Genomic DNA, 24,369 nt, shown 5'->3' on the forward strand with positions numbered 1-24,369 from the left:
CATCGCCCCATGAGGATGCCGACGAGCTTGGCCGCCGCCTCCCTGCTGACCGTTCTCGGCAGCACGACCATGATCATCTCCGCCGCTCCCGCCCACGCCGGAACCATCGAGTTTCCGCAGGTCCCGAGCATGTACCACGATGCGATGCTGTGCGGCGGCAATATCCGATCCTGGGCCGACACCAGCCCGCAGTGGCCGGGCCGGGCGATCTTGAGCGTGCAGGCGCTGCCGGTCGCCGGGTTCGATCCGGGCGAGTTCTCCTTCGCTCCGATGTGTGAGACCACCGCCACCGTCGCCTGGCGCAATATGAACACCGGCGCCGCCGGCGAATATCGAGTTCCCGTCCTCGCCGGCTTCTACGGCAGCGAGCACTACGCGTTGTTCCAGGACACCGGACCCGGCCACATCGTCGTCACCGTCTACACCGACATGGCGAACATCCCGTCCCACAGCGCTTTCGACGTGCCCGCCTGACCGAGTGAGCGATATCCCACAGACCAGTGGATGGGATACGGGCATACCGGATGTAGGACGCTCAACACACCCGTCGTAAATTCGAAGAGGATCACCCCAGCAAAAAAGGAGTCCTCATGGCTGAGGCCGTCATCGTTTCGTACGCCCGCTCGCCGATCGGCCGCGCCGGCAAGGGTTCTCTGGTGAGCATGCGACCGGACGATCTGGCCGCGCAGATGGTGCAGGCCGCCCTGGACAAGGTGCCGGGCCTGGACGTCAACGATGTGAACGACCTGCTGCTGGGCTGCGGCCAGCCCGCCGGTTACGCCGGTTTCAACATCGCGCGCTCGGTCGCCGTGCAGCTCGGCTACGACTCCCTGCCGGGCGTCACCGTCAACCGCTACTGCTCCTCCTCGCTGATGACCACCCGCATGGCGTTCCACGCCATCAAGGCGGGCGAGGGCGACGTGTTCATCTCGGCCGGTGTCGAGACCGTCTCCAACTTCCCGAAGGGCACCGCGGACGGCTGGCCGGACAGCCACAACCCGCGCTTCGCCGACGCCGAGGCCCGCACCCAGGCGACCAAGGCCTCCAACGCCACCTGGACCGACCCGCGCGCCGAGGGCCTGCTCCCGGACGTCTACATCGCCATGGGTGAGACCGCCGAGAACGTCGCCACCTTCACCGGCATCTCCCGCGAGGACCAGGACCACTGGGGCGTGCGTTCGCAGAACCGCGCCGAGGAGGCCATCAAGGCCGGCTTCTTCGAGCGTGAGATCACCCCGGTGACCCTGCCCGACGGCACCGTCGTCACCACCGACGACGGCCCGCGCGCCGGCACCTCCTACGAGAAGATCTCGCAGCTGAAGCCGGTCTTCCGCGAGAACGGCACCATCACCGCCGGTAACGCCTGTCCGCTGAACGACGGTGCGGCGGCGCTGGTCGTCATGTCCGACACCAAGGCCAAGGCCCTGGGTCTGACCCCGCTGGCCCGCGTCGTGGCCACCGGCGTCTCCGGCCTGTCGCCCGAGGTCATGGGCCTGGGCCCGATCGAGGCTGTGCGCAACACCCTGAAGAACGCGAACATGACCATCAACGACCTCGACCTGTACGAGATCAACGAGGCCTTCGCCGTTCAGGTCCTGGGTTCGGCTCGCGAGCTGAACATGGACGAGGACAAGCTGAACGTGTCCGGTGGCGCCATCGCCCTGGGCCACCCGTTCGGTATGACCGGCGCCCGCATCACCGCGACCCTCATCAACAACCTGCAGACCCACGACAAGCAGTTCGGTCTGGAGACCATGTGTGTCGGTGGCGGCCAGGGCATGGCGATGATCATCGAGCGCCTGAGCTGATCACTCGGCACTGACGCGGGCCGCTCGACCTCACGGTCGGGCGGCCCGTTTCGTTTTCCCGGGCCGGACCGGCGGCATTACCCGGCAGGTAATCGACTTCGTTCCGCGTTGGCGGAAACATCAAGGGCAGCACAGCAATCCGATCGAGGAGCTCGAAATGCCCGGTTACGCCATCGCCAATCTGTGGGACGTGGACCTCAACGCCGACATCGTGGAATACCTGGAGCGCATCGACTCCACGCTGGAACCGTTCGGCGGCAGGTTCATCGTCCACGGCGGCACCCAGCGGGTCATCGAGGGCCCGGTCGACGCGATCGCCATCGTCATCGAATTCCCCGACCACCAGGCCGTTGTCGACTGGTACGAGTCGGACGCCTATCAGGCGATCCTGCCGCTGCGCGTGCGGAACTGCTCCAGCATCGCGATCCTCGCCGACCACTGCGGCGCGGATCACGTCGCCACCGACGTGCTGAAGGAGGTGGTGACCAACGAGTGAAGCTGTTCTCAGGCTTGGCTACACAGCAGTGGGCGGGCACCGGATTCCCGATGCCCGCCCACTCGCGTATTCAGCTGTCCGTCAGCCCTTCCGGACTACCGGTCCTGGAAGTAGCTCAGCAGGCGCAGGATCTCGAGGTACAGCCAGACCAGGGTGACGGTCAGGCCGAACGCCACGCCCCAGGCCGCCTTCTCCGGAGCCTGGGCCCGGATGAGCTGGTCGGCGGCGTCGAAGTCCAGCAGGAAGCTGAAGGCCGCGACACCGATGACCACGAGGCTGAAGACGATGGCCAGCGGGCCGCCGTCACGCAGGCCGAAGCCGCCCGAGGTGAAGAAGCCTGCGACCAGATTGCCGAGCATGAGCACCAGGATGCCGATCATGGCGCCGACGATCATGCGGGTGAAGCGCGGGGTGACGCGGATCGCGCCGGTCTTGTAGACCACGAGCATGCCGAAGAACACGCCGAAGGTGCCGAGCACCGCCTGCGCGATCAGGCCCGAGCCACCGACTCCGCCGATCTGCACATTGGTGAACAGGAACGAGAACGAGCCCAGCAGCAGGCCTTCCAGCGCCGCGTAGCTGAGCACCAGCGCCGGGTTGTCCTGCTTGCGGCCGAAGGTCATGATCATGGCGAGCGCGAAGCCGCCGAGACCGCCGACCAACAGGAACAGCATGGCGAGGCCGTGGTTGGCCGAGGTGAGCGCGTAGGACAGGATCGCCGTCAGGGTGACCACGCCGAGGGTGATGCCGGTCTTCTGGACGACATCGTCGATGGTCATCGGACGGGTGGTCGGCACGGCCGGCTGGTAGGGCTGCTGGTACCCGCCCGGGTACTGCGGCGGCTGCTGGCCGTACTGGTTGTTGGGGAACTGTCCGGCTCCAGGCGCCGAGCCGAAGCCGGCATAGCCGCCCTGCTGCGGCTGCAAGTTCCGGAAGACCGGGTTGGATGTGGAGCGCATTTCCGTGCGTCCCTTTCTGGAGTCGCGGCTCACGTCGGTCGTGGCCAGTGAAGCTACTCGTCCAACGCGTGGTGGGGGCCCGGAGTTCCCGAACCCCACCAGATCAGACCAAACGGACTTTACCTCAGCTTTACCGAAGGATCAGTTCAGTTGACCCATCACACGAGTGGCGATCAGCTCCAGGTGATCCAGATCCGACAGGTCCAGCACCTGCAGGTAGACCCGGCGCGTCCCGGCGATCTCCGCGTAGCGGCCGAGCTTGTCGACCACCTCGTCCGGGCTGCCCGCCAGGCCGTTGGCCCGCAGCTCGTCCACCTCGCGCCCGATGGCGGCCGCCCGCCGCGCCACCTCGGCGTCACTCGCGCTGACACAGGCGACCAGGGCGTTGGAGAAGGTGATGTCCGCGGGATCGCGGCCGATGTCCTTGGCCGCCATGCGGACCCGATCGAACTGGTCGGCGCTGGCCTCGGCGGACTGGAACGGCACATTGAACTCGGTCGCGTACCGCGCGGCCAGGCGCGGGGTCCGCTTGGCGCCCATGCCGCCGATGATGACCGGGACCCGGTCCTGCGCGGGCTTGGGCAGCGCCGGGGAATCGGTGAGGGTGTAGTGCTCGCCCGCGAAGGAGAAGGTCTCCCCCACCGGCGTCGACCACAGGCCGGTGACGATGGCCAGCTGCTCCTCGAAGCGCGGGAACTTCGCGGCCGGGAACGGGATGCCGTAGGCGGCGTGTTCGGCCTCGAACCAGCCCGCGCCGAAACCGAATTCGACGCGGCCGCCGGACATGGCGTCGACCTGGGCCACCTCGATGGCCAGCACGCCCGGGTGCCGGAAGGTCGCCGAGGTGACCAGGGTGCCCAGCCGGATGCGGCTTGTCTCGCGGGCCAGCCCGGCCAGGGTGATCCAGGCGTCGGTGGGGCCGGGCAGGCCGTCCGCGTCGCCCATCTTCAGGTAGTGGTCCGAGCGGAAGAAGGCGTCATAGCCGAGGTCCTCGGCGGCCTTGGCGACCGTGCGCAGGGTGTCGTAGGACGCGCCCTGCTGGGGTTCGGTGAAGATTCGAAGATCGATTCGTCCCATGAACCCTATTGTTCGGCGTCGCGCAGACCACACACCGACCGGGTCACGGTGAATTTGCGATTGCGGCCCATCACATCGGTTCTGCCGACCATGCGCTCCATGACGCTGCGGTAGTTCAGGTGCGTGTTGTAGACGGTCCAGAGTTCGCCGCCGGGGCGCAGGACGCGGCCGGCCTGCTGGAACATCTTGATGGCCGAACCGGTGTGCACGGCCGCGCCGATGTGGAAGGGCGGATTGCACAGCACCAGGTCGGCGCTGTTGTCCGGGGCGCTGGACATGGCGTCGTCGCGCAGCACGGTGACCCGGTCGGCGACATCGTTGGCGGCGACGGTGGCGCGGGTGGAGGCGATGGCGGCGGCGGACTGGTCGGTCGCTGTAACCCGAATGCCGGGGCGGGCCTTGGCCAGGGCGACCGCGAGAATGCCGGTGCCGCAACCCAGATCGATGGCGTCACGGGCATCGGGCTTCATCCGGCGCAGGTGGTCGAGCAGGAAGCGGGTGCCGATGTCCAGGCGCGGGCCGGAGAAGGCCGCACCGTGCGCGACCACCTCCAGGTCCTGTTCGTCGAGGCGGTTGCGCACCGGAAAGCGGGGTTCACCAACGGGTTTGGGATCGGCCGCGAGCAGGATGCGGGACTTCTGACGGCCGCGGCTGGCGCGCACCGAGCCGAAGGATTCGGCCAGCACCTCGTTCATGGCCGGGGTCAGGTACTTGTCGCGGCCGCCGGCGAAGACCTCCACCTCGGGCAGCGCGAAACGCGCGATGGCGTCGGCGGTCTCGGCCAGGCCGGACAGGGCGCGCGGCAGCCGCCACAGCACCACGCGCACATCGGTGAGGAGGTCCGGGCCCAATTCCTCGACGGAATAGCGCTCGGATAGTCCGACAATTCGGGCATTGTTGGCGAGCGCCAATTCTCCGGTCAGCAAATCCTGATGCACGCGCACGCCGCGCAGGTCGTGCGCGGCGATCGCGCCGAGCGTCAACGCGCCGTAGCCGTCGTCGATCACCGCCACCCGCTGGTCTCCCACGGCGGCCAGCGAATCGGCGGCGACATCCAGCATGAGCCGGTCAGCGGCATCGACCGCGTACAGGTTCACCGCTTCGACATCCGGATACCGCCGCAGCCGGCGCAATACGTCCTCGACCTCAACCACACCTACAGTGTGCTAGATCATTGCCGGGCTATTCCATTCGGCACCGCCGGTGGCCTTTTACCGAAATGAAATGACCTGTGCGCAATTCTCGTTCACGCCGAATGGATTTCCGCCGCGCTCCCGTCGCCCCGCGGCATGAACGCGGCCGCCCCGATCATGACCGCCGCCATCATGGCCACGCCGACGAAGACCAGATGCACCGCGGGCGCGAGATCGGCCGCGGCCGGATGGTCGGCGTCGCCCAGGCGCGCGTTGACGACCGCGCCGAACACGGCCACCCCGACCGCGCTGCCCAGCGAACGGGCGAACATATTGGTGGCGGTCACCACACCGCGCTCGGACCATTCGCTCTGCGACTGCGCCGCGATCAGGGTCGGGGTGGCGACCAGGCCCATGCCCATCCCGACGATGAAGCAGCCGATGGCCACCTGCGCCAGGCTCGAGCCGGCGCCCACCAGCAGCAGTGACGCCGCGCCCACGGTGGCGAGGACGGTGCCGATCATGGCGGTCGATCGGAAGCCTATGCGCAGGTACACCTTCCCGGCCTGGGACGCCGCCAGCGGCCAGCCGAGCGTGAGCGCGCCCACGGTGAGTCCGGCGATCATCGCGCCGCTGCCCAGCACGCCCTGGGCGAAGGTCGGCACATACGAGGTGAGCCCCAGCAGGATCGCGCCGACCAGCAGGGAGACCAGGCTGCTGGCCATCACCACGCGGCGGGTGAAGATCCACAGCGGCAGAATCGGATTCGCGGCCCGCCGCTCCACCCGCGCGAACGCCACCAGCGTCGCCGCGCCGCCGCCGAACAGCGCCAGGCTCACGGCCGAACCCCAGGCCCAGGCCTGCCCGCCCTCGAGCAGCGCCAGAATCAGCGCGCCCGCACCGACCGTCAGCAGCCCGGCTCCGAGATAGTCGATCCGATGGCTCTGCCGCGGAGCGCGTTCGGTGAACTTGCGCTGGATCATCCAACCGGCCAACGCTGCCAGCGGCAGGTTGACCAGGAAGATCCACCGCCAGCTGACGTATTCGGAGAACACCCCGCCCAGCAGCGGACCCACCACCGAGGAGGTCGCCCACACACTGGCCAGGTACGCCTGCACCTTGGCCCGCTCCTGCACGGTGTAGACGTCGCCGGCGATGGTCATCGCGATCGGGCTGACCGCGCCCGCCCCGATGCCCTGCACCGCCCGGAACACGATGAGCCCGAGCATGCTGGTGGCGAGCCCGCACAGCAGCGACCCGAGCGCGAAAACCCCGATCCCGAACAACATCACCGGTTTCCGCCCCACCATGTCGGCGAGCTTGCCGTAGATCGGCACGGTCACCGCCTGCGCCAGCAGATAGATGCTGAACAGCCAAGGGAACTGCGCGAATCCGCCGAGCTGGTCGGTGATGGTGAGCACCGCGGTGGCGATCACCGTGGAGTCCAGCGCCACCAGCGACGTCGACAACATCAACGCGGCCAGGATCGGCCCACGCTCCGACCGCAATCCGATCGACGACTTCACATCCGTAGCCGTCACCGGCAACCCCTCTCCACAACCCGACTCACCATGGAGTCGAACGCACCGCCCGGTCCGCTATTCCCCCTCCCGGTTCCCGGCGCGAATGCCCCGCCACATCTGGCGGATCAGAGGGTGGCCGCCAGGTCGCGGAGGACCGGCAGGCTGACCGAGCCGGCGCCGAGGACCTTGTCGTGGAAGGCCTTGATGTCGAAGGCGGTTCCCAGGCGGTCGGCGACCTGCGCGCGCTGGCGGCGGATCTCGAGCTGACCGACCTTGTAGGCGACGGCCTGGCCGGGCATGGCGATGTAGCGGTCGATCTCGACGCGGATCTCCTCGACGCCGACGGGGGCGTTGGCGACCATGAAGTCGATGGCCTGCTGGCGGGTCCAGCCCTTGGCGTGCAGGCCGGTGTCCACCACCAGGCGGCAGGAGCGCCAGGAGTCGGCGGCCAGCATGCCGATGCGGGCGAGGTCGTCGGGATAGAGGCCCATTTCGTCGGCGAGGCGTTCGGTGTAGAGCGCCCAGCCTTCGACGAAGGCGGTGTTGGAGAACGACATTCGCTGGAAGGGCGGGAGGTGATCGAGCTCGTTGGCGATGGTGAGCTGAAGGTGGTGGCCCGGAATCGCCTCGTGGTAGGCGACAGCCGCGGTCTCGTAGCGGTTGCGGGTGCCGGGCTCGCGCAGGTTGACGTAGTACGCGCCGGGACGCGAGCCGTCGGCGGCCGGGGGGAAGTAGTAGGCCGCGGGCGCGTCGGCGGCCAGGAAGTCGGGAACGGGCAGGATGTCGCAGGATTGGCGCGGCAACCGGCCGAACCAGCGGGGCATCTCGGCCTCGGCGGCCGCCAGGCAGGCGCGGGCGTCGGACATGATGTCCGCGGCGTCGGTGTAGCGCAGCGCCGTGTCCTCGCGCAGCCGGGCGAAGATGGCGGTCTGGTCGGTGAGACCGAACTCGCGCCCGCCGATCTCCTCGTATTCGGCCCGCAGCCTGGCCAATTCGTCCAGGCCCAGCTGGTGGATCTCGTCCGCGCCGAGGTCTGGCAGGGTGGTGTGCCGTTGCAGCAGGCGGCGGTAGATGTCCGCGCCGTCGTCGCCGAGCCAGCACAGACCGGGCCGCTCGTCGGGGCGGGCGACCGGCCGGAGCTCGGTGTCGAGCGCCTCCCGATAGGCGGCGAACGCGGGACGGATGACATCGCGCGCGACCTCGGTCAGCTCGGCGCGCCAAGCGTTTTCACCATCCCAGTCCGCGGGCCCGGCGAGGGTGACGAAGGGATCGTCGGCCAGATTTGCGGACAGATACCCGTCGAGCTGATTGATCGACCGCTCGATGGTGATGTGCGCGGGCGTGCGCCCCGCGGCGAGCCCCGCCCGGAACCGCTCCACAGCCTGCCCCATCAGGGTCCCGAACTGCCGATACCGCAGCACCAGATTGCGCGCGTTCTCCGGCGCGGGCGCGTTCACCTGCGGCGCCATGGTCAACATGGACGAGTGCACCCCGGTCATCTGATCCGAGGCCATCTCCACCGGCCGCCACTCCAGATACGAGACCGCCGAAGCCAATTCGGTCCGCAGCAGACTCCGCGTGGTGCGGTCCTCCGCACTCAGCCCCGCCGCGTCCAGCGCGTCCACCTCGGCGAGCAGCCCCCGCCAGGTGCCGAGCAACCGCTCCTCCGACCCCGCCGACAGATCCTCGATCCGATCATCGAATCGCCTGTCCCCCAACAGGGTCGCCTCACTGGGCGCGGACTCCAGCATGGCGTCCCAGTACCGGTCGGCGAGTGCGATGAGCTCCTTGTGCGCGTCCATGCCGACCATCATGCCCGCGCCTGCCCCCGCGGCGGGGCCGCCGCGAAACTTCGCACCCCTCAGCGGCGGGGCGGCACCGGGATTCGCATGAGGTCCTCTGCCACCACGATCTCGCCGTCGAAATGGGCTCGGGCGTCGGCGAGATGCTGGTCGAGGGTGCGGTAGCGCTGGGAGTAGTGGGTGAGGACGAGGGTGCGGACGCCGGCACGGGCCGCGACCCGAGCGGCCTGACCCGCGGTGAGATGGCCGTATTCGACGGCGAGCTTCTCGTCGGCGTCGACGAAGGTGGCCTCGATGACGAGCATGTCGACACCCTGGGCCAGGTCGTACACGCCGTCGCAGAGGCGGGTGTCCATGACGAAGGCGAAGCTCTGGCCCGGTCTGGCCTCGCTCACCTCGTCGAGAGTGACGATGCGGCCGCCGATCTCGACTTCACCGCGGCGCTGTAGTTCGCCGACGACCGGACCCGACAGGCCCAGTTCGCGCAGCCGTTCGGGGATGAAGCGCAGACTGTCGGGCTCGTCGAGGCGGTAACCGAACGCCTCCACCGGATGCGAGAGTCGCGCGGCCCGCAGAGTGAAATCGGCTCCCGGTGGCGGTAGTTCGCCGTTGTCGGTGATCGGGTGCGGGTGCAGTTCGACCTGGCGGTTGTGGGCGGAGGAGTCGACCAGCCGCTCGTAGAAGACTTCACCCGAGGCGGGGAAGTAGACGTCCACCGGGTGCAGCGCGCCGTCGAGGCTGATGCGGCCGAGCACACCGGGCAGCCCGAAGCAGTGGTCGCCGTGGAAGTGGGTGACGCAGATGCGGGTGATACCGCTGGCGGCCACGCCCGCGAAGCTCATCTGCCGCTGGGTGCCCTCCCCCGGGTCGAACAGCAGGCCCTCGCGGTCCCAGCGCAGCAGGTAGCCGTTGTGGTTGCGCTGTTTGGTCGGTACTTGGCTGGCCGTTCCGAGAATGACCAGTTCGCGCTGTGACACGGCCGCCAGGCTACCGGCCGCCCCGCCGATCCTCGCGGCGGCGAGTCCGGCGCGTCCCGGCGGAGATACCGAGAGGGGGTATGACCGGCGTGAGTAGAATGTCCGGGTGGTCGAGCAACGGTCCCCCGGCACCCGGTTCATCCGGGCCTTCGGGCTGCTCGCACTGCTGGCCGGATTGGTGGCCATGCACGCCCTCGTGTTCGGCATGAACCACGACGGCACGAGCCACGATTCCGGTTCCGCCATGAGCGCGATGGCCGATTCGCACGATGCTCCGATCTCTCTGCCCGACGCGCTGCTGGAGGCCGCACCGATCGCCGTGGTGTCGGCAATGGATCAGTCCATGTCCATGCCGGGCTGCGGCGGTGACTGCGGCAATGGTCACGCCGGTATGCACGGCTGCCTGTTCGTCCTGACGGCCTTGCTGCTCGGCCTCGGGCTGGCGCTGCTGGCCTGGGCCGGACCCGGCCGCCGCGACACGCTCGTCTCGCCCCCGCGCCATCCGCGCGGATTCCCCGCCCGTCCACCTCCGTGGACGGTTCTCTCCCTGGCCGACCTGGCGATTCTGCGGATCTGATGGGCCCGCCGCGCCGCGTTACCTCGCGCGGACGCGGAGTTCGGCATGCCCGGATCCGGATCACTCACCACACCCCAAGGAGTTCAACCATGTTCAGCACCCGTCTCGAGTTCGCCCTGATCGCCGCCACCGCCGCCACCGCGCTCGTCGCGGCGGGCTGTAGCAGCAATGACAACGAGGGCTCGAAGGCCACCACCACGACCGCGGCCGTGGATCACGGGACCATGCCCGGCATGGATCACGGCAAGACCAGCACCTCGGCGCAGGCGGCCACCCGCAGCGATTTCAACGACGCCGACGTGACCTTCCTGCAGATGATGTACCCGCATCACGCGCAGGCCGTGGAGATGGCGAAGCTGGTGCCGACCCGCTCGCAGAACCAGGAGCTGCTCACCCTGGCCAAGGCCGTGGAGGCGGCGCAGACCCCGGAGATGCAGCAGATCACCACGCTGCTGCAGAGTTTCGGCAAGCCCGCCCCGTCCGCCGACATGGGCGGCCACGCGGGCATGGACGGCATGATGACCAAGGATCAGATGGCGAAGCTGGAGAGCCTGTCCGGCCCCGAGTTCGACAAGCTGTGGATGCAGATGATGATCGAGCACCACAAGGGCGCGATCACCATGGCGAACACCGAACTGACGCAAGGCACCAACGCCGATTCGAAGGCCATGGCGCAGGCCATCGTCGATGCCCAGCAGCAGGAGATCGATCAGATGAACAAGATGCTGGCCCAGGGCTAGGTGTCGAAACGCGAACGGGTGCGCCGGTTTTCCGGCGCACCCGTCGGGGGCGTCTCGCAGGCGTTCGGGGCGGAGGACCCGAGCTACGAGATTTGTCCTGCTAGCTGCCTATGACAGCGTTCATGATGGTGCCGGCGCTGGTGGCGGTCGCGCCGCCGATCATGGCTCCGGCCACCATCTTCGGTGACTCGAGCCCGCCGCCGCTCCACTTCTCCCAGGCGAACCGGCCGCCGCCGTAGGTGATGGCGGTGACGCCGGACAGCATGGTGAACCAGGTGAAGTAGCGGACCAGCTTCATCAGCTTGTCCGCCACCGGCGGCGTCTCCGGGGTGGGGTTGCCGATCTGCGCGACAACCGAGGTGTAAGCGTCATGCACGGCGAGGAGCATGCTCACGATCGGTTCCTCTCGGGATGCTGAAGCGGTGCTGATGGGCGGAACTTGTGGCACAACTCTCACTATTCGAGAGCAATTGAACCGCATTCCGGGAGGTGAATCCGTGACGACACACCACCGGCACCGAACCTGAGCACCCGATCAGCTACCGGTTTTCACATCTCGGCTGTTCAGCAGGGAGTGCCGGCGCCCGTAGGCGAAGTACACGACCATGCCGATCGCCATCCAGATGACGAACCGCAGCCAGGTCTCCACCGACAGGTTGAGCATCAGCCACGCGCAGGCCAGCACCGACAGGATCGGGATGAGCGGCACCAGCGGCACCCGGAATCCGCGCGGCAGGTCGGGGCGGGTGCGGCGCAGCACGACCACGCCGATGGACACCAGCACGAAGGCGAAAAGCGTGCCGATATTGACCATTTCCTCGAGCGTGCCGAAGTCGACGAACCCGGCCAGCACGGCGCAGACCACGCCGACGATGGCGGTGATCCGGACCGGGGTGCCCTTGGAGCCGGTGTGGGCGAGCTTGCGCGGCATCAGGCCGTCGCGGGCCATGGCGAACAGCACGCGGGTCTGGCCCAGGAACAGCACCATGACGACGGTGGTGAGACCGGCCAGCGCGCCGATGGAGATGAGGTTCTTGGCCCAGGTGACGCCGTGGATGGCGAAAGCCGTCGCGAGCGTGGCGTCGTTGCCCTGCAGGTCCTTGTAGGACACCATGCCGGTGAGCACCAGCGACACGGCCACGTACAGCACGGTCACGATGGCCAGCGAGCCCAGGATGCCGCGCGGCACATTGCGGGCGGGGTCCTTGGTCTCCTCGGCGGCGGTGGCGACCACGTCGAAGCCGATGAACGCGAAGAACACGATGGAGGCCGCGGCGAGCAGGCCGTACCAGCCGAAGTGACTGTTGCCGCCACCGGTGACCAGCTGGAACAGGGTCTGGTGCACCGCGCTCGCGCCGCTGTCGGCATTGGGGACCGATTCGGGGACGAACGGCTTCAGGTTGGAGGCCTTGAAGTAGGTCGCGCCGACCACGACCACCAGGGCGATGACGGCCAGTTTGATGGCGACCGCGACCGCGGACACGCGCGAGGACAGCTTGGTGCCCATGGCCAGCAGCACGCCGAGGATGGCGATGAGCAGCACCGCGCCCCAGTCGAACTTGACCGATCCGATGTGCCAGATGGGCTGGGTGTTCAGGACCGTGCCGAGATACTGCGACCAGCCCTTGGCCACGACCGAGGTGCCGAGCGCGAATTCCAGGATCAGGTCCCAGCCGATGATCCAGGCGACGAGCTCACCGAAGGTGGCGTAGGAGAAGGTGTACGCGCTGCCCGCGACCGGGACGGTCGAGGCGAACTCGGCGTAGCAGAGGGCGGCCAGGCCGCAGGCCACGGCGGCGAACACGAAGGCCAGCGAGACGGCGGGCCCGGCCATGTTGCCCGCGGTGCGCGCGGTGAGGGTGAAGATGCCCGCGCCGACCACGACCGCGACGCCGAAGACCGTGAGGTCCCACGAGGTCAGATCCTTGCGGAGCTTGGCGTCCGGATCGTCGGTGTCGCGGATCGATTGTTCGACCGACTTGGTCCGGAACAATCCGCTTCCGCGCGGGGCAGCGGGACCGGCAGTGTCTCGCGGGGAGTCCGATAGCGCCACTATCTCTCCTAAATCTGGCTTCTCGGCAACAAAGCAGTTCTCACCGATCGGTCACCGGCAGGCTCCCGACCGGTATGCCGTCGCTGGTGGCCGGAGTTATCGGCATCACACGAAACCGTAGCATCGGCTGGTACGTACCAGTTCAGCAACCGGCTGGACAACACCAAGGTCCCTGCGTGCCGTCACCGCGCCACGCCGGGAACCGTCGGGTCGGATTACTGTTTCGGTATGGGTGTCGGGGGCCAGGCCACGGGCGGTGATCCCGAAGCGCTGGACCGGGTGCTGGCCGGCGCCCGGGGAGTCCGGGTCCGCGAGATGCCGGGCGACGCGCCGACCCTGATCGAGGAGCGCGACCCGGTTGCCGTGCGAGCGCTGCGGGAGGCGCTGCGCGTCTCCGACCTGCCCGGCTTCGTGTGCATGTGCTGGGGCGATGTGGTCCTCGACTTCTTCGACGCCGGCGAACGCCCCCTCACCTCCGTGACCCTGCATCACGGCTACTCGATCCGCTGGCCCGGCTGGCCGCAGGACGCGCGGCTCGCGGACGGGATGCGCTCACTGGAATGGCTGGCGGTGCGCGGCGTCGCGGTGCCGCTGCAGGAGTTCCGCGCGGCCGAGCGGCGCCAGGCCGAGAGCGACCGCATCGCATACCGCTGGGTGGCCGAGATTCCCGATCCGCTCATCCCCTTCGCCGGACTCTTCCTGGATACGTCCACCACCGGCGGCGGTCTGACCGGGCCCCAGGTGGAGGAGGCCCGCGCCCTGCTCCTCATGACGTACCCGGATCCCGTCGATCGAATCCTCCGACTGTGCGCCTGGTTCGCCGGAGGCACCGGGAGGTACTCGGGATACCCTGCGCACGAACGCATTCCGGCGCAGTTCCTACTGCTGGAGGACCACGCCGATTTCGCGCGGGCGGTGGAGCTGGCCGACGAACACGCCACCGCTGGCGCCGTCCGCTACCTGCTCAGCTGGGATACCCGGAAGCGCTTGGCCCACCTGCTGGCCGCGCTCTCCCCGGGCGGCCGCCGCAAGATTCTGGTGCACGCCCGGGACACGGAAGCCCGCCGCTGGCTACAACGCCGCATCGCGGGATTGCAGTAGATCAGCCGACCGGGGCCGGGCGCAGCAGCTGCTCACCGCAGAAGCGCCGGACCACTTCCTCATCGCTGAATTCGGACTCGGGAACGCCCTTTTCGTCGTCGACGCGGCAGGTGCTGTGACCGTCCTTGTCGTAGGTCCGGATGATCTCGGCGACGAACACCAGCTTCGATCCGACGAACTTCTGGAATTCGATGTACTTGTCCGCGGGACCGTTCTTGGCCTCCCCCGCGATGTAGCCGCTCGCCGTGCGATCGACTCCGATGCCGAAAACGCGTCCGGCCTCGACGAATTCGAGCTTGTCGGTCTTGGGCCGGAAGATGACGTAGTTCGAGTTCCCCACGATCGCCGTGGAGATGGGCACGATCAGCTCGTCGCGACCGTCGACGTCCAGGTCGGCCAGGTAGGGCTCGGAGGGCACCTCGGTGTCCTGGACGTACAGGTTCTGAAGGGACTTTCCGTCGCTCCCCGTGACTTCGATGTTCGTCCGGTTGTGCCCGCCGGCACTCGCCTTGTGCCGCACGATGAACGAGAGCCCCGCGCTGTCGCGAGAGGTCAATCGGCAATCCGACAGCACATCGTGTGCGCCCGCGCCCGCGCCGGGGATATCACCGCATATCGGCAGGGCTGCCGCGTCCACCGTCGTGGTCGGAGCCGGTTTGGTGGTCGTCTTCCCCGCGACCGGCGTCGAAGTCGACGCCGGAGCCTGCCGATCCGCGATGGTGTCGCCGGACCCGCAGGCGGTGAGCAGCATGCATGTCGTGATGGCCAGCATCGGCCAGATCCTCCCCATGCCGTGGAGATTAGCCTGGATTCCATGGTCGAGTTTCCCGAGAGCAACGTGGGTCCGAAGTTCAAGGGCAAGCGGGTCGGGTACTTCCGCGAGTCGGCGGGGTATCGGCGGTACGCGCAGGCGTACCAGGACGGGTTCGAGCAGTTGCCGCCGGCACGCGAGACGGTCGATGTGCCGACGAGTTTCGGCGTCGTGCGGGCCTATCGGTTCGGCGACGGGGACGCGACGCCGCTGGTGCTGTTGCCGGGACGGCAGGCCGCGACCCCGCTGTGGGCGGCGAATCTGCCCGGGTTGATGGCGGTGCGTCCGGTGATCACGCTGGATCTACTGGGTGAGCCGGGATTGAGCGTGCAGTCCAAGCAGTTGACCGACGACGCGGATCAGGCGACCTGGCTCTCGGAAGCGCTGGCCGAGTTGGAGTCTCGGCCCGTGCACGTGCTGGGGGTGTCGATCGGCGGGTGGTCGGCAGTGAATCTGGCGGTGCGCCACCCGGAGCGGGTCGCGTCGCTGATCACCTTGGACGCGCCGTTCGTGTTCGGCGCGATGACCTGGAAGATGATCGTCATCTCGCTGGGCTCGGTGCTGCCCGGCATGCCGGAGAAGTGGCGCAATGCTTTGCTGAGCTGGATCTCGGGTGGCGTGTCGGCGCCGCAGGACATGCCGGAGGGGCGGTTGATCGCGTCGGGCATGAAGGACTTCGCCGCGTATCTGCCGATGACGAATCGGATTTCCCGGGAACAGCTTTCGGCGCTCGCGCAGCCGTATCTGGGCATCTTCGCGGGCCGCAGCATCGTGCACAATTCCCGCAAGCTGGCAGACCGGGCACGAAAGCTGGTGCCCGGCGGCCAGTTCGAGGTGTGGCCGGACGCGTCGCACGCCATCAATGGCGAGTACCCCGACGAGATCGCGGCGCGGGTCGCGAAGTTCCTCGGCGAGATCGAGCCCGCCGAGGACTGATTTCGTCTACGGCACCAGGACGGCGCGACCCCGGATGTGCCCGGCGTCCAGGCGGCGCAGAGCTTCGGGGCCGTCGTTGAGGTCGAAGCGCTCGACCTCCATGTGGATCTTGCCCGCCTGCGCGAGGGCCACGCAGGCGTGCAGGTCGCCACGGGTGCCGCCGAGCGACTTGCGCACGGTCGCGCCCCAGGGCCAGCCCGGGCCGCCCGCCGGTCCGGCGGTGATCTCCGGTGCGCCGCCACCGATTCCGACCATGCGATAGGCGCCGTTGGGGGCGACGGTCTCGCAGGCCAGTTTGGCCGTGGCGTCGACGCCGACGAAGTCGAACACGGCGTCCGCGCCGCGTCCGTCGGTGAGGTCGAGGATCTGCTTGGCGGTGTCGGCGCCGGAGAGGAAGCCGATGTCGGCGCCGCAGTCGCGGGCCAGGTCCAGCTTCTCCTGGGCCTGGTCGACCGCGATCACCCGGACGCCCGAGGTGGCCTGCAGGATCTGCACGCCCACGTGTCCGAGTCCGCCGATGCCGATGGCGACGACGGTGCCGCCGGGCCGCAGGGCTTCCCGGGCGCCGCGAATCGCGTGGTACGCGGTGAGGGCGGCGTCGGCGACGGGGGCGGCTTGCACGAAGTCGAGGTCGCCGATGGGCACGAAGGCGCTGGCCGGGATCCGCATGTATTCGGCCATGCCGCCATCGAGGACCAGGCCGGGGGTGGGCGGCATGGCGACGCGGCCGGCGGCGAGGCAGACGTTCTCGTTGCCGCTCACGCATTCGCGGCAGACGCCGCAGGTCCAGAACAGGTAGACCAGGCCGCGTTCGCCGATCTCGCGGCCGTTGACGTCGGAGCCGATGGCCTCGATGGTGCCCGCGACCTCGTGGCCGAGGGTGAGCGGGTCCTCGCGCAGCTGGATGGGGAAGTTGACCAGCGTCAGGTCCGAATGGCACACGCCCGCCGCGCCGACCTTGATCAGCAGGTCGGTGGGTCCGATGTCCGGTACCGGGATGTCGTTGATCTGCACCTTTTCCGGGCCGGTCCACTGGAGTGCGCGCATCGTGTTTCCTTGCCTAGACGTTGTGACCTGGCACACACGGTAACACTCACTTTACATTGCGTCTAGCGAATGACGGAATGTCTACCGATATTCGCCAAACCCTTCCCGACCCGAAAGACACGTGTCTAGGCTGCCGTCCCATGAACTCACCGCGGATCGCCATCGTGGGCGCCGGAATCTCCGGCATCTGCATGGCCGTGGCCCTGCAACGCGCCGGATTCCCCGAATTCACCATCTTCGAGAAGGCCCACGACTACGGCGGGACCTGGCGCGACAACAGCTATCCGGGCCTGGTGTGCGATGTGCCGTCGCGGTACTACCAGTTCCGATTCGCTATGAATCCCGAATGGACGCAGCTGTACTCGGCCGGACCGGAGATCAAGGACTACCTGGTCGGGGTGGCGCGCGAACACGGTCTGCACCGCAACACCCGCTTCGGCGCCGAGGTCACCGGCGCGGTGTTCGACGACGACGGCTGGCAGGTCACCACCGGTGACGGCGTCACGGAACGCTTCGACTTCGTGCTGTGCGCAACGGGTTTCCTGCATCACCCGACCCGGCCCGACATTCCCGGGATGGACGACTTCGACGGCCCGGTCATGCATTCGTCGCGCTGGCGGCACGAGGTCGAGCCGCGCGGTAAGCGGGTGGGCGTCATCGGGACCGGGTCCACCGGCACCCAGCTGGTGGGCGCGCTGGCGGGGGTGGCCTCGGAAGTCGTCCTGTTCCAGCGCACGCCGCAGTGGATCCTGCCGACCGTGAACCGCCCGTACACCACGGTGTCCAAGCGGCTGTACAGGCTGGCGCCCGCCCTGGGCCTGGTCCCCTACTGGTTCAATCGCGCGGCGTTCGCGGTGTTCTCGCAGGGCCTGGTGCGTCCCGGGCGGGTGCGCAAGCTGATCCAGTGGGTGGTGGAACGCCATCTGCGCTCGGTCGAGGATCCCGAACTGCGCCGCAAGCTGACCCCCGACTACCAGGCCATGTGCAAGCGGCTGGTGGTCTCCGACCGCTTCTACAAGGCGGTGCAGCGTCCCGATGTCACGCTGGTGACCGAGCACATCGACAGCGTCGAGGCGCGCGGTGTGGTCACCGCGGACGGCTGTCTGCGCGAACTCGACATCCTCGTGCTGGCAACGGGATTCGACTCACACGCGTTCATGCGCCCGATGGCGATCACCGGCGCCCACGGCCGCACCCTGGACCAGGCGTGGGCGGACGGGCCGCGCGCCTTCGAGGGCGTCATGATGCCGGACTTCCCCAACCTGTTCATGCTGGTGGGCCCGCACAGCCCCTTTGCCAACCACCCGCTGACCGCGGTCGCCGAGGCGCAGTCCGCGCGCATCGTGGGCTGGCTGCGACGCTGGCGCGCAGGCGAATTCACGACCATCGAGCCGACCCACGCCGCCACCGACCGCTACAACGCGCGGATGCGCGCCGCCGCTCCGAGCACGGTGTGGACCACCGGCTGCACCAGCTGGTACCTGGGCAAGGACGGGCTGCCGGAGCTGTGGCCGTGGACGCCGGGCCGTTACGAGAAGCTGATCCGCGGCACGCCCGATCCGGTGGATTACCATCTGAGGCACAGTGTTCCGAGCGGGAAGTGATGATCGTGGAGAAAGCAGTCTGGCGCTTCGTTTCCCGCCTGATCGGCCACTGGATGTTCGGCCCGGCCCCGGATTGGAACCGGGTACGCGCCCGGGTCGGTGCGAGCACCACCTTCGCCCGCGCGCCGCGCGGTGTCGCCGTCACGGCCGGTCGGCTCGGCGACGTACCGGTCGAGACCCTCACGCCGCGTGGGGCTCCCGCCGACGCGGCGGTGCTGTATCTGCACGGCAGCGGCTATGTGATCGGCAACTCGAGCATGGTCCGGCCCCTGACCGGCGCGCTGGCGGCGGCCATGGGCACGACGGTCCACTCCCTCGACTACCGCTTGGCTCCCGAGCACCCGTACCCCGCACCCATCGAGGACACGGTGGCGGCCTATCGAGCGCTCCTGGAGCAGGGCATTCCGGCCGAACGCATTGCCGTGGTGGGCGATTCGGCCGGTGGCGGGCTGGCGCTGGATCTGGCGATGCGGTTGCGCGACGAAGGTCAGGCGCAGCCCGCGATCCTGGGACTGATCTGCCCGGTGCTGGATCTGTCCGCGAGTTCTTCGGCGTTCCACTGTGATCCGAGCGGGGAGCCGCTGCTGAATCCGCCGTTGATGGCGCAGTTCATGGACGCTTACCTGCCCGGTGTTCCCGAGCAGGAGCGGCACGCTCGTTCCCCGCTGTATCGGGACATCACCGGTCTCGCGCCGATCGTGATGCACTCGGCGGGTGACGATCTGCTCGCCGGCGACGCGCGGGAGTTCGCCGCGCTCGCCGCGAAAGTCGCCGCGCCCCTGCGGCATCGCGAGTTCCCGCATCTGTGGCACGTCTTCCATGTCCTGCCGATGCGGGTAGCGCGCGAGGCGGTGGACGATCTCGCGACCATGCTGTCGGACCGGCTCTTCGGCCATCACCTCGGCCACCGGACGGGCCGCTGACCGCAGCCGAAGCCGGGCTCAGACGAAGGCGCGGCTGACCACCGGCACGACGAATTCCTCGAGCATGGCGCGTTCCTCGGCGTCGTCCCGGCCGGGGGCGGCGAGGAAGGACACGATGATCCGGGTCAGCCAGCGCGCCAGGCGGCTGCGCTCTGGGTCGGTGAGCGGCGTGGGCGCGAACAGCCCCGCGGCGATGGATTCGATGACGTCGGAGTCCTGACTGATGCGCCCGGCCGCACCGGATTCGCCGGGCCGGAACCAGGCGATGAGCATGGGGTCGGCGCGGACCGCGTGGATCGAGCCGAGCATGGCGGCCACCACCCGTTCGCCCGGATCCTCGACGGCGGCGACCTGCTCGAACACGCCCGCGGCGATGCGGCGGGTGGCGCGGTGCACGAAGGCCAGGCGCACGGCCTGCCGGTTCTCGAAGTAGCGGTAGAGGGTCGCGCGGGAGCATCCGGCGGCCTTGGCGATATCGCCCATGCCGACCGCGGCGACGCCCCGCTCGGCGAACAGGCGCGCGGCCGCGTCGAGAATGCGTTCGGCGGCCAGGTCGGCCCGTCCGTCGGCCAGCCAGTCTCGGCTCATGCGGTGTCCCTTCCCATCCGGTCCGGACCCGTTCGCGTGTCCCGTGTTCCGGTCACGGGTCCGGTGGCGACATTGACGCCGGACCCGTTCCCACACACTCTGCCCGCGCGATACGAGGGCGGTGCAACCGGGCCGTCCGAGGCTGCGGACGGCCCGGAGTCTCAGGCCTGTGCGCGGAACGGCACCGAGATCGGCCAGCGCACGTAGTTGCCGTGCGCCCACTGCACCGCGTCGAGGTCGACGGTGAAGTCGGGGCAGCGCGACAGCAGTTCCTCCAGCGCGACCCGGGCGACCATGCGCGCGGCGGCCGCGCCCAGGCAGTGGTGGTGGCCGTGGCTGAAGGTCATGATCCGCTTGGGGTTGCGGCGCACGTCGAGTTCGCCTGCGGTGGGGCCGAATTCGCGTTCGTCGCGGTTGGCCGACCCGTAGCACAGCAGCACGCGCCGACCCTCGGGGATGGTGACGCCGTGCAGTTCGATGTCGTGGGTGGCGGTGCGGGCCAGGCCCTGCACCGGGGAGGTCATGCGCAGGAATTCCTCGACCGCGTCGGTGATCAGGGCCGGGTTCTCGACCAGCAGGCGACGCTGTTCGGGGTAGGCGGTGAGCAGTTGCACCGCGCCGCCGAGGTTTCCGGTGGTGGTGTCGTTGCCGCCGGTGATCATGGTGAAGGCGAAGCCCAGGATGGCGAGCAGGCCCTCGTTGTCGCCGTCCTCGCCCAGCCCGGAGGCCAGCAGGTGCGAGATGGTGTCGTCGCCGGGTTCCTTGCGGCGGCGGTCGATGAGTTCGCTGAAGTAGCCGACCATCTCCCCGACCGCGGTGAAGGCGTTCTGGTCGCCTGCCGCCAGTCCGGCCCCGGCGACCGCGCCGCCGACGATGTTCTCGGTCCAGTCGTCGAAGCGGCCCCGATCCTGTTCCGGCACACCGAGGTAGTGCGCCACCACCATGGTGGGCAGCGGCTTGAACAGCTCCTTGACGATGTCGCCGCCGCCGGCCGCGCGCAGCCGTTCGATGCGTTCGATGACGAAGGCGCGCACCTCGGGCTCCACCGAATTCACCTGGCGGGGAGTGAATCCCGGCGAGACGCGGCGACGGAAGTCGGTGTGGTCGGGCGGGTCCATGAACACGAACGGCTTGGCCGCGCCGAAGCCGGCGGCCACCAGGTCCACGTAGTCGACGGTCAGTCCGGAGGCCGAGGAGTAGTTCTCGGGTTCCCGGGCGGCCGCGTACACGTCCGCGTGCCGGGTCAGGACGTAGAAGTCGTCGGATTCGCGGCCTTCGGGGACGACCCGGTGGACCGGATCATGGTCGCGCAGTTGGGAATACATGGGATACGGATCGCGCCAGGTCTCCCCGGATCGCAATTCGAATCGCACCGCATGAGACGCCATTGAACTCATGAACCGACCGTAAGACAAAACACACAGTATGTCTAGAACCTGTTGCAAAGTTGTCCTGATGTACCAGGCGGTCGGATCCGTTCCTAGAGCACCCGGAAACGCACCGGATGCGCGAGCGGACGACCCCCGTCATCGAGGTGATGCAGCAGGTAGGAGCCGGTGGGCAGCGGTCCCGGCCGTGGGACGGGATCGACCGCCGCCACCTGCCGCACACCGGCCATGGGAGGGCTTCCGGCGTCCGGGGCCGCCTGCTCGGTGACGCCGAGGACCACCTGATCCCGGGTCACCCCGTTCCCCAGGGCGAGGCCGCGCAGCACCGGTGTCGCGGGGACGGCGGTGGTGAATCCGCCGGGATCGGCGTAGACGGCGAGCCGGTGCCCGGCCACCGCCTCGGCGAGGCCGTAGCTCACGACGAGATCGCGGCCGGGCTCGTACAGGGATCGGTCCAGCAGCAGCCGGGTGAAGGGCGCGGCATCGTCGGCGGTCTTCCCGGCCGCGCCGGTCTCCACGAAACCGCGGACGCGGCACAGGAATCCGGCGTCGGCGGAGGCGGACACCGACAGGTCGTACCAGCCCGCGCCCTCGGCGGCGCTCTCGCAGAGCATGTCCCGGCGCTCCGTCGACCCGGCGGCGATATCGATGGTCCAGGGTCCGTCACCTCGGTACGCGTTCGAGACCACCCGCACCGAAACAGGCTGCTTCCCAGGGTTTTCGAATGTCCACGCCAGTGCGCGCTTCCCGGAGCCCGCGGCGGTGGCGGTGACCCGCAGTCCGCCGCACGGCCCGCCGAGGTCTCCGGCGAATCGGCGCTGGAAGCCGTCCGGGCCGTAGAGGGTGTAGTCGTAGTGGCCGTTCACCGCCGGCAGGTCGTGGGTGACCGAGCCACCGCCGGCGAGGTCGAAGCGGGTCGGCGTGAAATCGGTGGCGAAAGCGTTGGGGTACACCAGGCAGTGCGCCGCCGCGGTCCCGCCATTGTCGATGGTCAGCGTGATCCCGCCATCGGCCCCCGGTGCGCAGCGCGCCTGTAGTCGGTACGGCAGCGGCACCCGCGACCGGCTGCCGCTCTGCTGCTTCGGCATTCGCTGTACGAACGGAAGCGGTTGCGCCACACCGGACATCGGCTGTTCGGCGCGGGGTGAGGCGTTCGGCAGGATGAGGGTGCGCCGGGAGCCGAAGTCGAACAGCGAGGAGAGGTCGCCGCACATCTGCCGCCGCCACGGGCTGATATTCGGTTCGGCGACGCCGGTGACGCGTTCCAGGAACTTCAGAACCGAGGTGTGGTCGAACAATTCGGAGGAGACCGCCTGCTTGCTCCACGGCGACACGACGATCGCTGGTGTCCGCGCGCCCAGGCCGACATTGTGGCGGCCGAAGTACTCGCCCGGGGTGCCCGGCGGCGGGGTCGGGGCCGGGATGTGGTCGAAGTACCCGTCGTTCTCGTCGTAGTTGAGGATGAAGACGGTCTTGTTCCACACGTCCGGGTGTTCGGCGAGCGCCTCCAGCACCCCGCGGACCAGGGCTTGACCATTGCGCGGGCCCATCACCGGATGCTCGCAGTCGACGTAGGGCGCGACGATCCAGGACACTGTGGGCAGTCGCCCGGTGGCCACGTCGGTGCGGAACGACTCCACCAGGGTGCCGGTGCGCGAACGCAACAGCCCCCGCTCCACCAGTGCGCGCTGCCCGGCCGACAGCTCGTCCATGCCCCGTTTCAGGGCGGCGACGTAGGCGGGTTCCAGGCTCGGATCCCGTTCCAGGTCGGAGTAGTAGCGGAAGAAGTTCTCGAAAGCGACGCCACGGCCGCCGTTGGTGTACTTCAGCGCGGTGCGCGCGGCCTCGCGGAACGGCAGGAAGAAGTCGAGCGCGTTGTCGGTGTAGTTGTCCCACTCCTGGTAGACGCGCCAGCCGATGCCGCGGTCCTGGAGTCGTTCGGCGTAGGTGGTCCAGGGCAGGCCGAAGATGATGTCGTTGACGTAGCGCCCGGCGTCAGGGCTGAGCAGGGCGTCGTAGAGGAACAGATTGCCGGTGCGCGGCCCGACCAGTCCGGCCAGCGCGGCGGCCACCGGCGGCGGGAGCGCGCCGGTCAGGCCGTGCACCAGGCCCAGGACCGCGTCCACGATGCCGGTGACCGGCAGGCTGCGCATCCAGCGCAGTTTCAGGTCGTCGGAGAACAGCGAGACCTGCAGGTTCTCCGCGTAATTGTCCAGGGCGAGCGGGTTTTCCACGGTACCGGTGAACAGGTACATGCGATTGGGGTCGGTGGGCCCGTTCACCGAGCAGTGGTAGCCGTCGCACAACGTGAACGCCTCGGCGAGCTGGTAGTAGAAGCCCAGGCTGTCGCGGTCGTAGCCGACCATGGTGCCCTCGCCCTTGGCCTTGATCCAGCCGTCGTTGCGGCCGTCGGCGAAAGCATCGTGGCCGGTGCGGGTTCCATGGTCGGTGCCGTCGATGTTCTGCAGCGTGGTGGTGTACGGCAGGACGACCCGGCCCCCGTCGGGCTGGTGGAAGACCGAGCGGCCGGTGGGCAGTTGCAGCGCGTTCAGGTCGGCGTATCCGCGGACGCCGGGCATGGACCCGAAGTAGTGGTCGAAGGAGCGGTTCTCCTGCATCAGGATCACCACGTGCTCGATGCGGTCCCAGCCGCCGGGCGGGGCGGGTTCGGCCCAGGCCTGGGCCAGGCTCGGCGGGAGCATGGACATGGCTCCGGCCGCACCACCAGCATGCGCGGCGTGCTTCAGAAAACGCCTCCGATCCATGGCATCCCCTAATGAGCATCGGAACGGCTATCACGAGGATCGCCGACCGACCTTGGGGATT

General features: G+C 68.6%; 22 protein-coding genes. 9 read left to right on the forward strand and 13 right to left on the reverse strand.

What is annotated here, in order from left to right:
- The first annotated feature begins 9 nt into the window (after positions 1-9).
- The 3 genes from ACWEOI_RS09180 to ACWEOI_RS09190 all read left to right on the forward strand — a co-directional run bounded on the left by ACWEOI_RS09180 (position 10) and on the right by ACWEOI_RS09190 (position 2,304).
- Positions 10-474, forward strand: a complete 465-nt coding sequence (locus ACWEOI_RS09180; protein WP_433668224.1) for a hypothetical protein — start codon at positions 10-12, stop codon at positions 472-474.
- Positions 475-590: 116 nt separating this feature from the next.
- Positions 591-1,808 carry an acetyl-CoA C-acetyltransferase gene (locus tag ACWEOI_RS09185; RefSeq protein ID WP_357280193.1) on the forward strand — a complete coding sequence of 406 codons (1,218 nt, stop codon included), beginning with the start codon at positions 591-593 and terminating at the stop codon, positions 1,806-1,808.
- Between the two features lie 157 nt (positions 1,809-1,965).
- Positions 1,966-2,304: a DUF1330 domain-containing protein gene (locus tag ACWEOI_RS09190; RefSeq protein ID WP_433668226.1), complete on the forward strand. Its 339-nt coding sequence runs from the start codon at positions 1,966-1,968 to the stop codon at positions 2,302-2,304.
- Between the two features lie 95 nt (positions 2,305-2,399).
- Here the strand turns inward: ACWEOI_RS09190 and ACWEOI_RS09195 are convergent, their stop codons facing one another.
- From ACWEOI_RS09195 to ACWEOI_RS09220, 6 genes are all read right to left on the reverse strand, one after another.
- Positions 2,400-3,263, reverse strand: a complete 864-nt coding sequence (locus tag ACWEOI_RS09195) for a Bax inhibitor-1/YccA family membrane protein (protein ID WP_433668228.1) — start codon at positions 3,261-3,263, stop codon at positions 2,400-2,402.
- A 141-nt stretch (positions 3,264-3,404) separates the two neighbouring features.
- On the reverse strand, positions 3,405-4,331 hold the full coding sequence (locus ACWEOI_RS09200; protein WP_452359574.1) for an LLM class F420-dependent oxidoreductase: 927 nt from the start codon (positions 4,329-4,331) through the stop codon (positions 3,405-3,407).
- Positions 4,332-4,345: 14 nt separating this feature from the next.
- Positions 4,346-5,494: a class I SAM-dependent methyltransferase gene (locus ACWEOI_RS09205; protein ID WP_452359335.1), complete on the reverse strand. Its 1,149-nt coding sequence runs from the start codon at positions 5,492-5,494 to the stop codon at positions 4,346-4,348.
- 92 nt (positions 5,495-5,586) lie between these two features.
- Entirely contained in the window at positions 5,587-7,014 is a 1,428-nt protein-coding gene (locus ACWEOI_RS09210) for an MDR family MFS transporter (protein WP_452359336.1), read from the reverse strand.
- Between the two features lie 107 nt (positions 7,015-7,121).
- Positions 7,122-8,798 (reverse strand): DUF885 domain-containing protein, encoded by a 1,677-nt coding sequence (locus ACWEOI_RS09215; protein ID WP_452359337.1) that lies wholly within the window; start codon positions 8,796-8,798, stop codon positions 7,122-7,124.
- 59 nt (positions 8,799-8,857) lie between these two features.
- Positions 8,858-9,775, reverse strand: a complete 918-nt coding sequence (locus ACWEOI_RS09220) for a ribonuclease Z (protein WP_452359338.1) — start codon at positions 9,773-9,775, stop codon at positions 8,858-8,860.
- A 106-nt stretch (positions 9,776-9,881) separates the two neighbouring features.
- Between ACWEOI_RS09220 and ACWEOI_RS09225 the strand changes: the two genes are divergently transcribed.
- Positions 9,882-10,352 (forward strand): DUF6153 family protein, encoded by a 471-nt coding sequence (locus tag ACWEOI_RS09225; RefSeq protein WP_452359339.1) that lies wholly within the window; start codon positions 9,882-9,884, stop codon positions 10,350-10,352.
- A gap of 89 nt (positions 10,353-10,441) precedes the next feature.
- Positions 10,442-11,092, forward strand: a complete 651-nt coding sequence (locus tag ACWEOI_RS09230) for a DUF305 domain-containing protein (protein ID WP_452359340.1) — start codon at positions 10,442-10,444, stop codon at positions 11,090-11,092.
- Positions 11,093-11,192: 100 nt separating this feature from the next.
- On the opposite strand, the gene ACWEOI_RS09235 is transcribed toward ACWEOI_RS09230, so the two are convergent.
- Positions 11,193-11,480, reverse strand: a complete 288-nt coding sequence (locus ACWEOI_RS09235; RefSeq protein ID WP_357092367.1) for a hypothetical protein — start codon at positions 11,478-11,480, stop codon at positions 11,193-11,195.
- 147 nt (positions 11,481-11,627) lie between these two features.
- On the reverse strand, positions 11,628-13,085 hold the full coding sequence (locus tag ACWEOI_RS09240) for an amino acid permease (RefSeq protein WP_433668241.1): 1,458 nt from the start codon (positions 13,083-13,085) through the stop codon (positions 11,628-11,630).
- 288 nt (positions 13,086-13,373) lie between these two features.
- Between ACWEOI_RS09240 and ACWEOI_RS09245 the strand changes: the two genes are divergently transcribed.
- Entirely contained in the window at positions 13,374-14,246 is an 873-nt protein-coding gene (locus ACWEOI_RS09245; RefSeq protein ID WP_433668243.1) for a hypothetical protein, read from the forward strand.
- Position 14,247: 1 nt separating this feature from the next.
- Here ACWEOI_RS09245 and ACWEOI_RS09250 read toward each other — a convergent pair whose 3' ends face one another.
- The gene (locus tag ACWEOI_RS09250) at positions 14,248-15,036 is read right to left on the reverse strand and encodes a hypothetical protein (RefSeq protein WP_452359341.1); all 789 of its coding nucleotides are present in this window, start codon (positions 15,034-15,036) and stop codon (positions 14,248-14,250) included.
- A 24-nt stretch (positions 15,037-15,060) separates the two neighbouring features.
- On the opposite strand from ACWEOI_RS09250, the gene ACWEOI_RS09255 reads away from it, so the two are divergent.
- The gene (locus ACWEOI_RS09255; RefSeq protein ID WP_452359342.1) at positions 15,061-15,993 is read left to right on the forward strand and encodes an alpha/beta fold hydrolase; all 933 of its coding nucleotides are present in this window, start codon (positions 15,061-15,063) and stop codon (positions 15,991-15,993) included.
- Between the two features lie 6 nt (positions 15,994-15,999).
- Here ACWEOI_RS09255 and ACWEOI_RS09260 read toward each other — a convergent pair whose 3' ends face one another.
- Positions 16,000-17,040, reverse strand: a complete 1,041-nt coding sequence (locus ACWEOI_RS09260) for an NAD(P)-dependent alcohol dehydrogenase (RefSeq protein WP_433668248.1) — start codon at positions 17,038-17,040, stop codon at positions 16,000-16,002.
- Positions 17,041-17,180: 140 nt separating this feature from the next.
- On the opposite strand from ACWEOI_RS09260, the gene ACWEOI_RS09265 reads away from it, so the two are divergent.
- Both ACWEOI_RS09265 and ACWEOI_RS09270 read left to right on the forward strand, forming a co-directional pair.
- Complete coding sequence (locus ACWEOI_RS09265; RefSeq protein WP_452359343.1) at positions 17,181-18,644, forward strand: flavin-containing monooxygenase; 1,464 nt, start codon at positions 17,181-17,183, stop codon at positions 18,642-18,644.
- 5 nt (positions 18,645-18,649) lie between these two features.
- A complete protein-coding gene (locus tag ACWEOI_RS09270) occupies positions 18,650-19,567 on the forward strand; it encodes an alpha/beta hydrolase (protein ID WP_452359344.1) in 918 nt (305 codons plus the stop codon).
- Between the two features lie 18 nt (positions 19,568-19,585).
- On the opposite strand, the gene ACWEOI_RS09275 is transcribed toward ACWEOI_RS09270, so the two are convergent.
- The 3 genes from ACWEOI_RS09275 to ACWEOI_RS09285 form a co-directional block, all read right to left on the reverse strand.
- Positions 19,586-20,155, reverse strand: a complete 570-nt coding sequence (locus ACWEOI_RS09275; protein WP_379274474.1) for a TetR/AcrR family transcriptional regulator — start codon at positions 20,153-20,155, stop codon at positions 19,586-19,588.
- A gap of 161 nt (positions 20,156-20,316) precedes the next feature.
- Complete coding sequence (locus ACWEOI_RS09280) at positions 20,317-21,552, reverse strand: cytochrome P450 (protein WP_357091854.1); 1,236 nt, start codon at positions 21,550-21,552, stop codon at positions 20,317-20,319.
- 83 nt (positions 21,553-21,635) lie between these two features.
- Entirely contained in the window at positions 21,636-24,308 is a 2,673-nt protein-coding gene (locus ACWEOI_RS09285) for an alkaline phosphatase family protein (protein ID WP_452359345.1), read from the reverse strand.
- Between the last annotated feature and the right edge of the window lie 61 nt (positions 24,309-24,369).

It is taken from the genome of Nocardia sp. NPDC004340, assembly GCF_053602575.1.

Coding starts and splice junctions, on each gene's coding strand:
- ACWEOI_RS09180 (WP_433668224.1), top strand. CDS start 10: ATGAGGATGCCGACGAGCTTGGCCGCCGCCTCCCTGCTGACCGTTCTC.
- ACWEOI_RS09185 (WP_357280193.1), top strand. CDS start 591: ATGGCTGAGGCCGTCATCGTTTCGTACGCCCGCTCGCCGATCGGCCGC.
- ACWEOI_RS09190 (WP_433668226.1), top strand. CDS start 1,966: ATGCCCGGTTACGCCATCGCCAATCTGTGGGACGTGGACCTCAACGCC.
- ACWEOI_RS09195 (WP_433668228.1), bottom strand. CDS start 3,263: ATGCGCTCCACATCCAACCCGGTCTTCCGGAACTTGCAGCCGCAGCAG.
- ACWEOI_RS09215 (WP_452359337.1), bottom strand. CDS start 8,798: ATGGACGCGCACAAGGAGCTCATCGCACTCGCCGACCGGTACTGGGAC.
- ACWEOI_RS09230 (WP_452359340.1), top strand. CDS start 10,442: ATGTTCAGCACCCGTCTCGAGTTCGCCCTGATCGCCGCCACCGCCGCC.
- ACWEOI_RS09235 (WP_357092367.1), bottom strand. CDS start 11,480: ATGCTCCTCGCCGTGCATGACGCTTACACCTCGGTTGTCGCGCAGATC.
- ACWEOI_RS09245 (WP_433668243.1), top strand. CDS start 13,374: ATGGGTGTCGGGGGCCAGGCCACGGGCGGTGATCCCGAAGCGCTGGAC.
- ACWEOI_RS09250 (WP_452359341.1), bottom strand. CDS start 15,036: ATGGGGAGGATCTGGCCGATGCTGGCCATCACGACATGCATGCTGCTC.
- ACWEOI_RS09255 (WP_452359342.1), top strand. CDS start 15,061: ATGGTCGAGTTTCCCGAGAGCAACGTGGGTCCGAAGTTCAAGGGCAAG.
- ACWEOI_RS09260 (WP_433668248.1), bottom strand. CDS start 17,040: ATGCGCGCACTCCAGTGGACCGGCCCGGAAAAGGTGCAGATCAACGAC.
- ACWEOI_RS09265 (WP_452359343.1), top strand. CDS start 17,181: ATGAACTCACCGCGGATCGCCATCGTGGGCGCCGGAATCTCCGGCATC.
- ACWEOI_RS09275 (WP_379274474.1), bottom strand. CDS start 20,155: ATGAGCCGAGACTGGCTGGCCGACGGACGGGCCGACCTGGCCGCCGAA.
- ACWEOI_RS09280 (WP_357091854.1), bottom strand. CDS start 21,552: ATGAGTTCAATGGCGTCTCATGCGGTGCGATTCGAATTGCGATCCGGG.
- ACWEOI_RS09285 (WP_452359345.1), bottom strand. CDS start 24,308: ATGGATCGGAGGCGTTTTCTGAAGCACGCCGCGCATGCTGGTGGTGCG.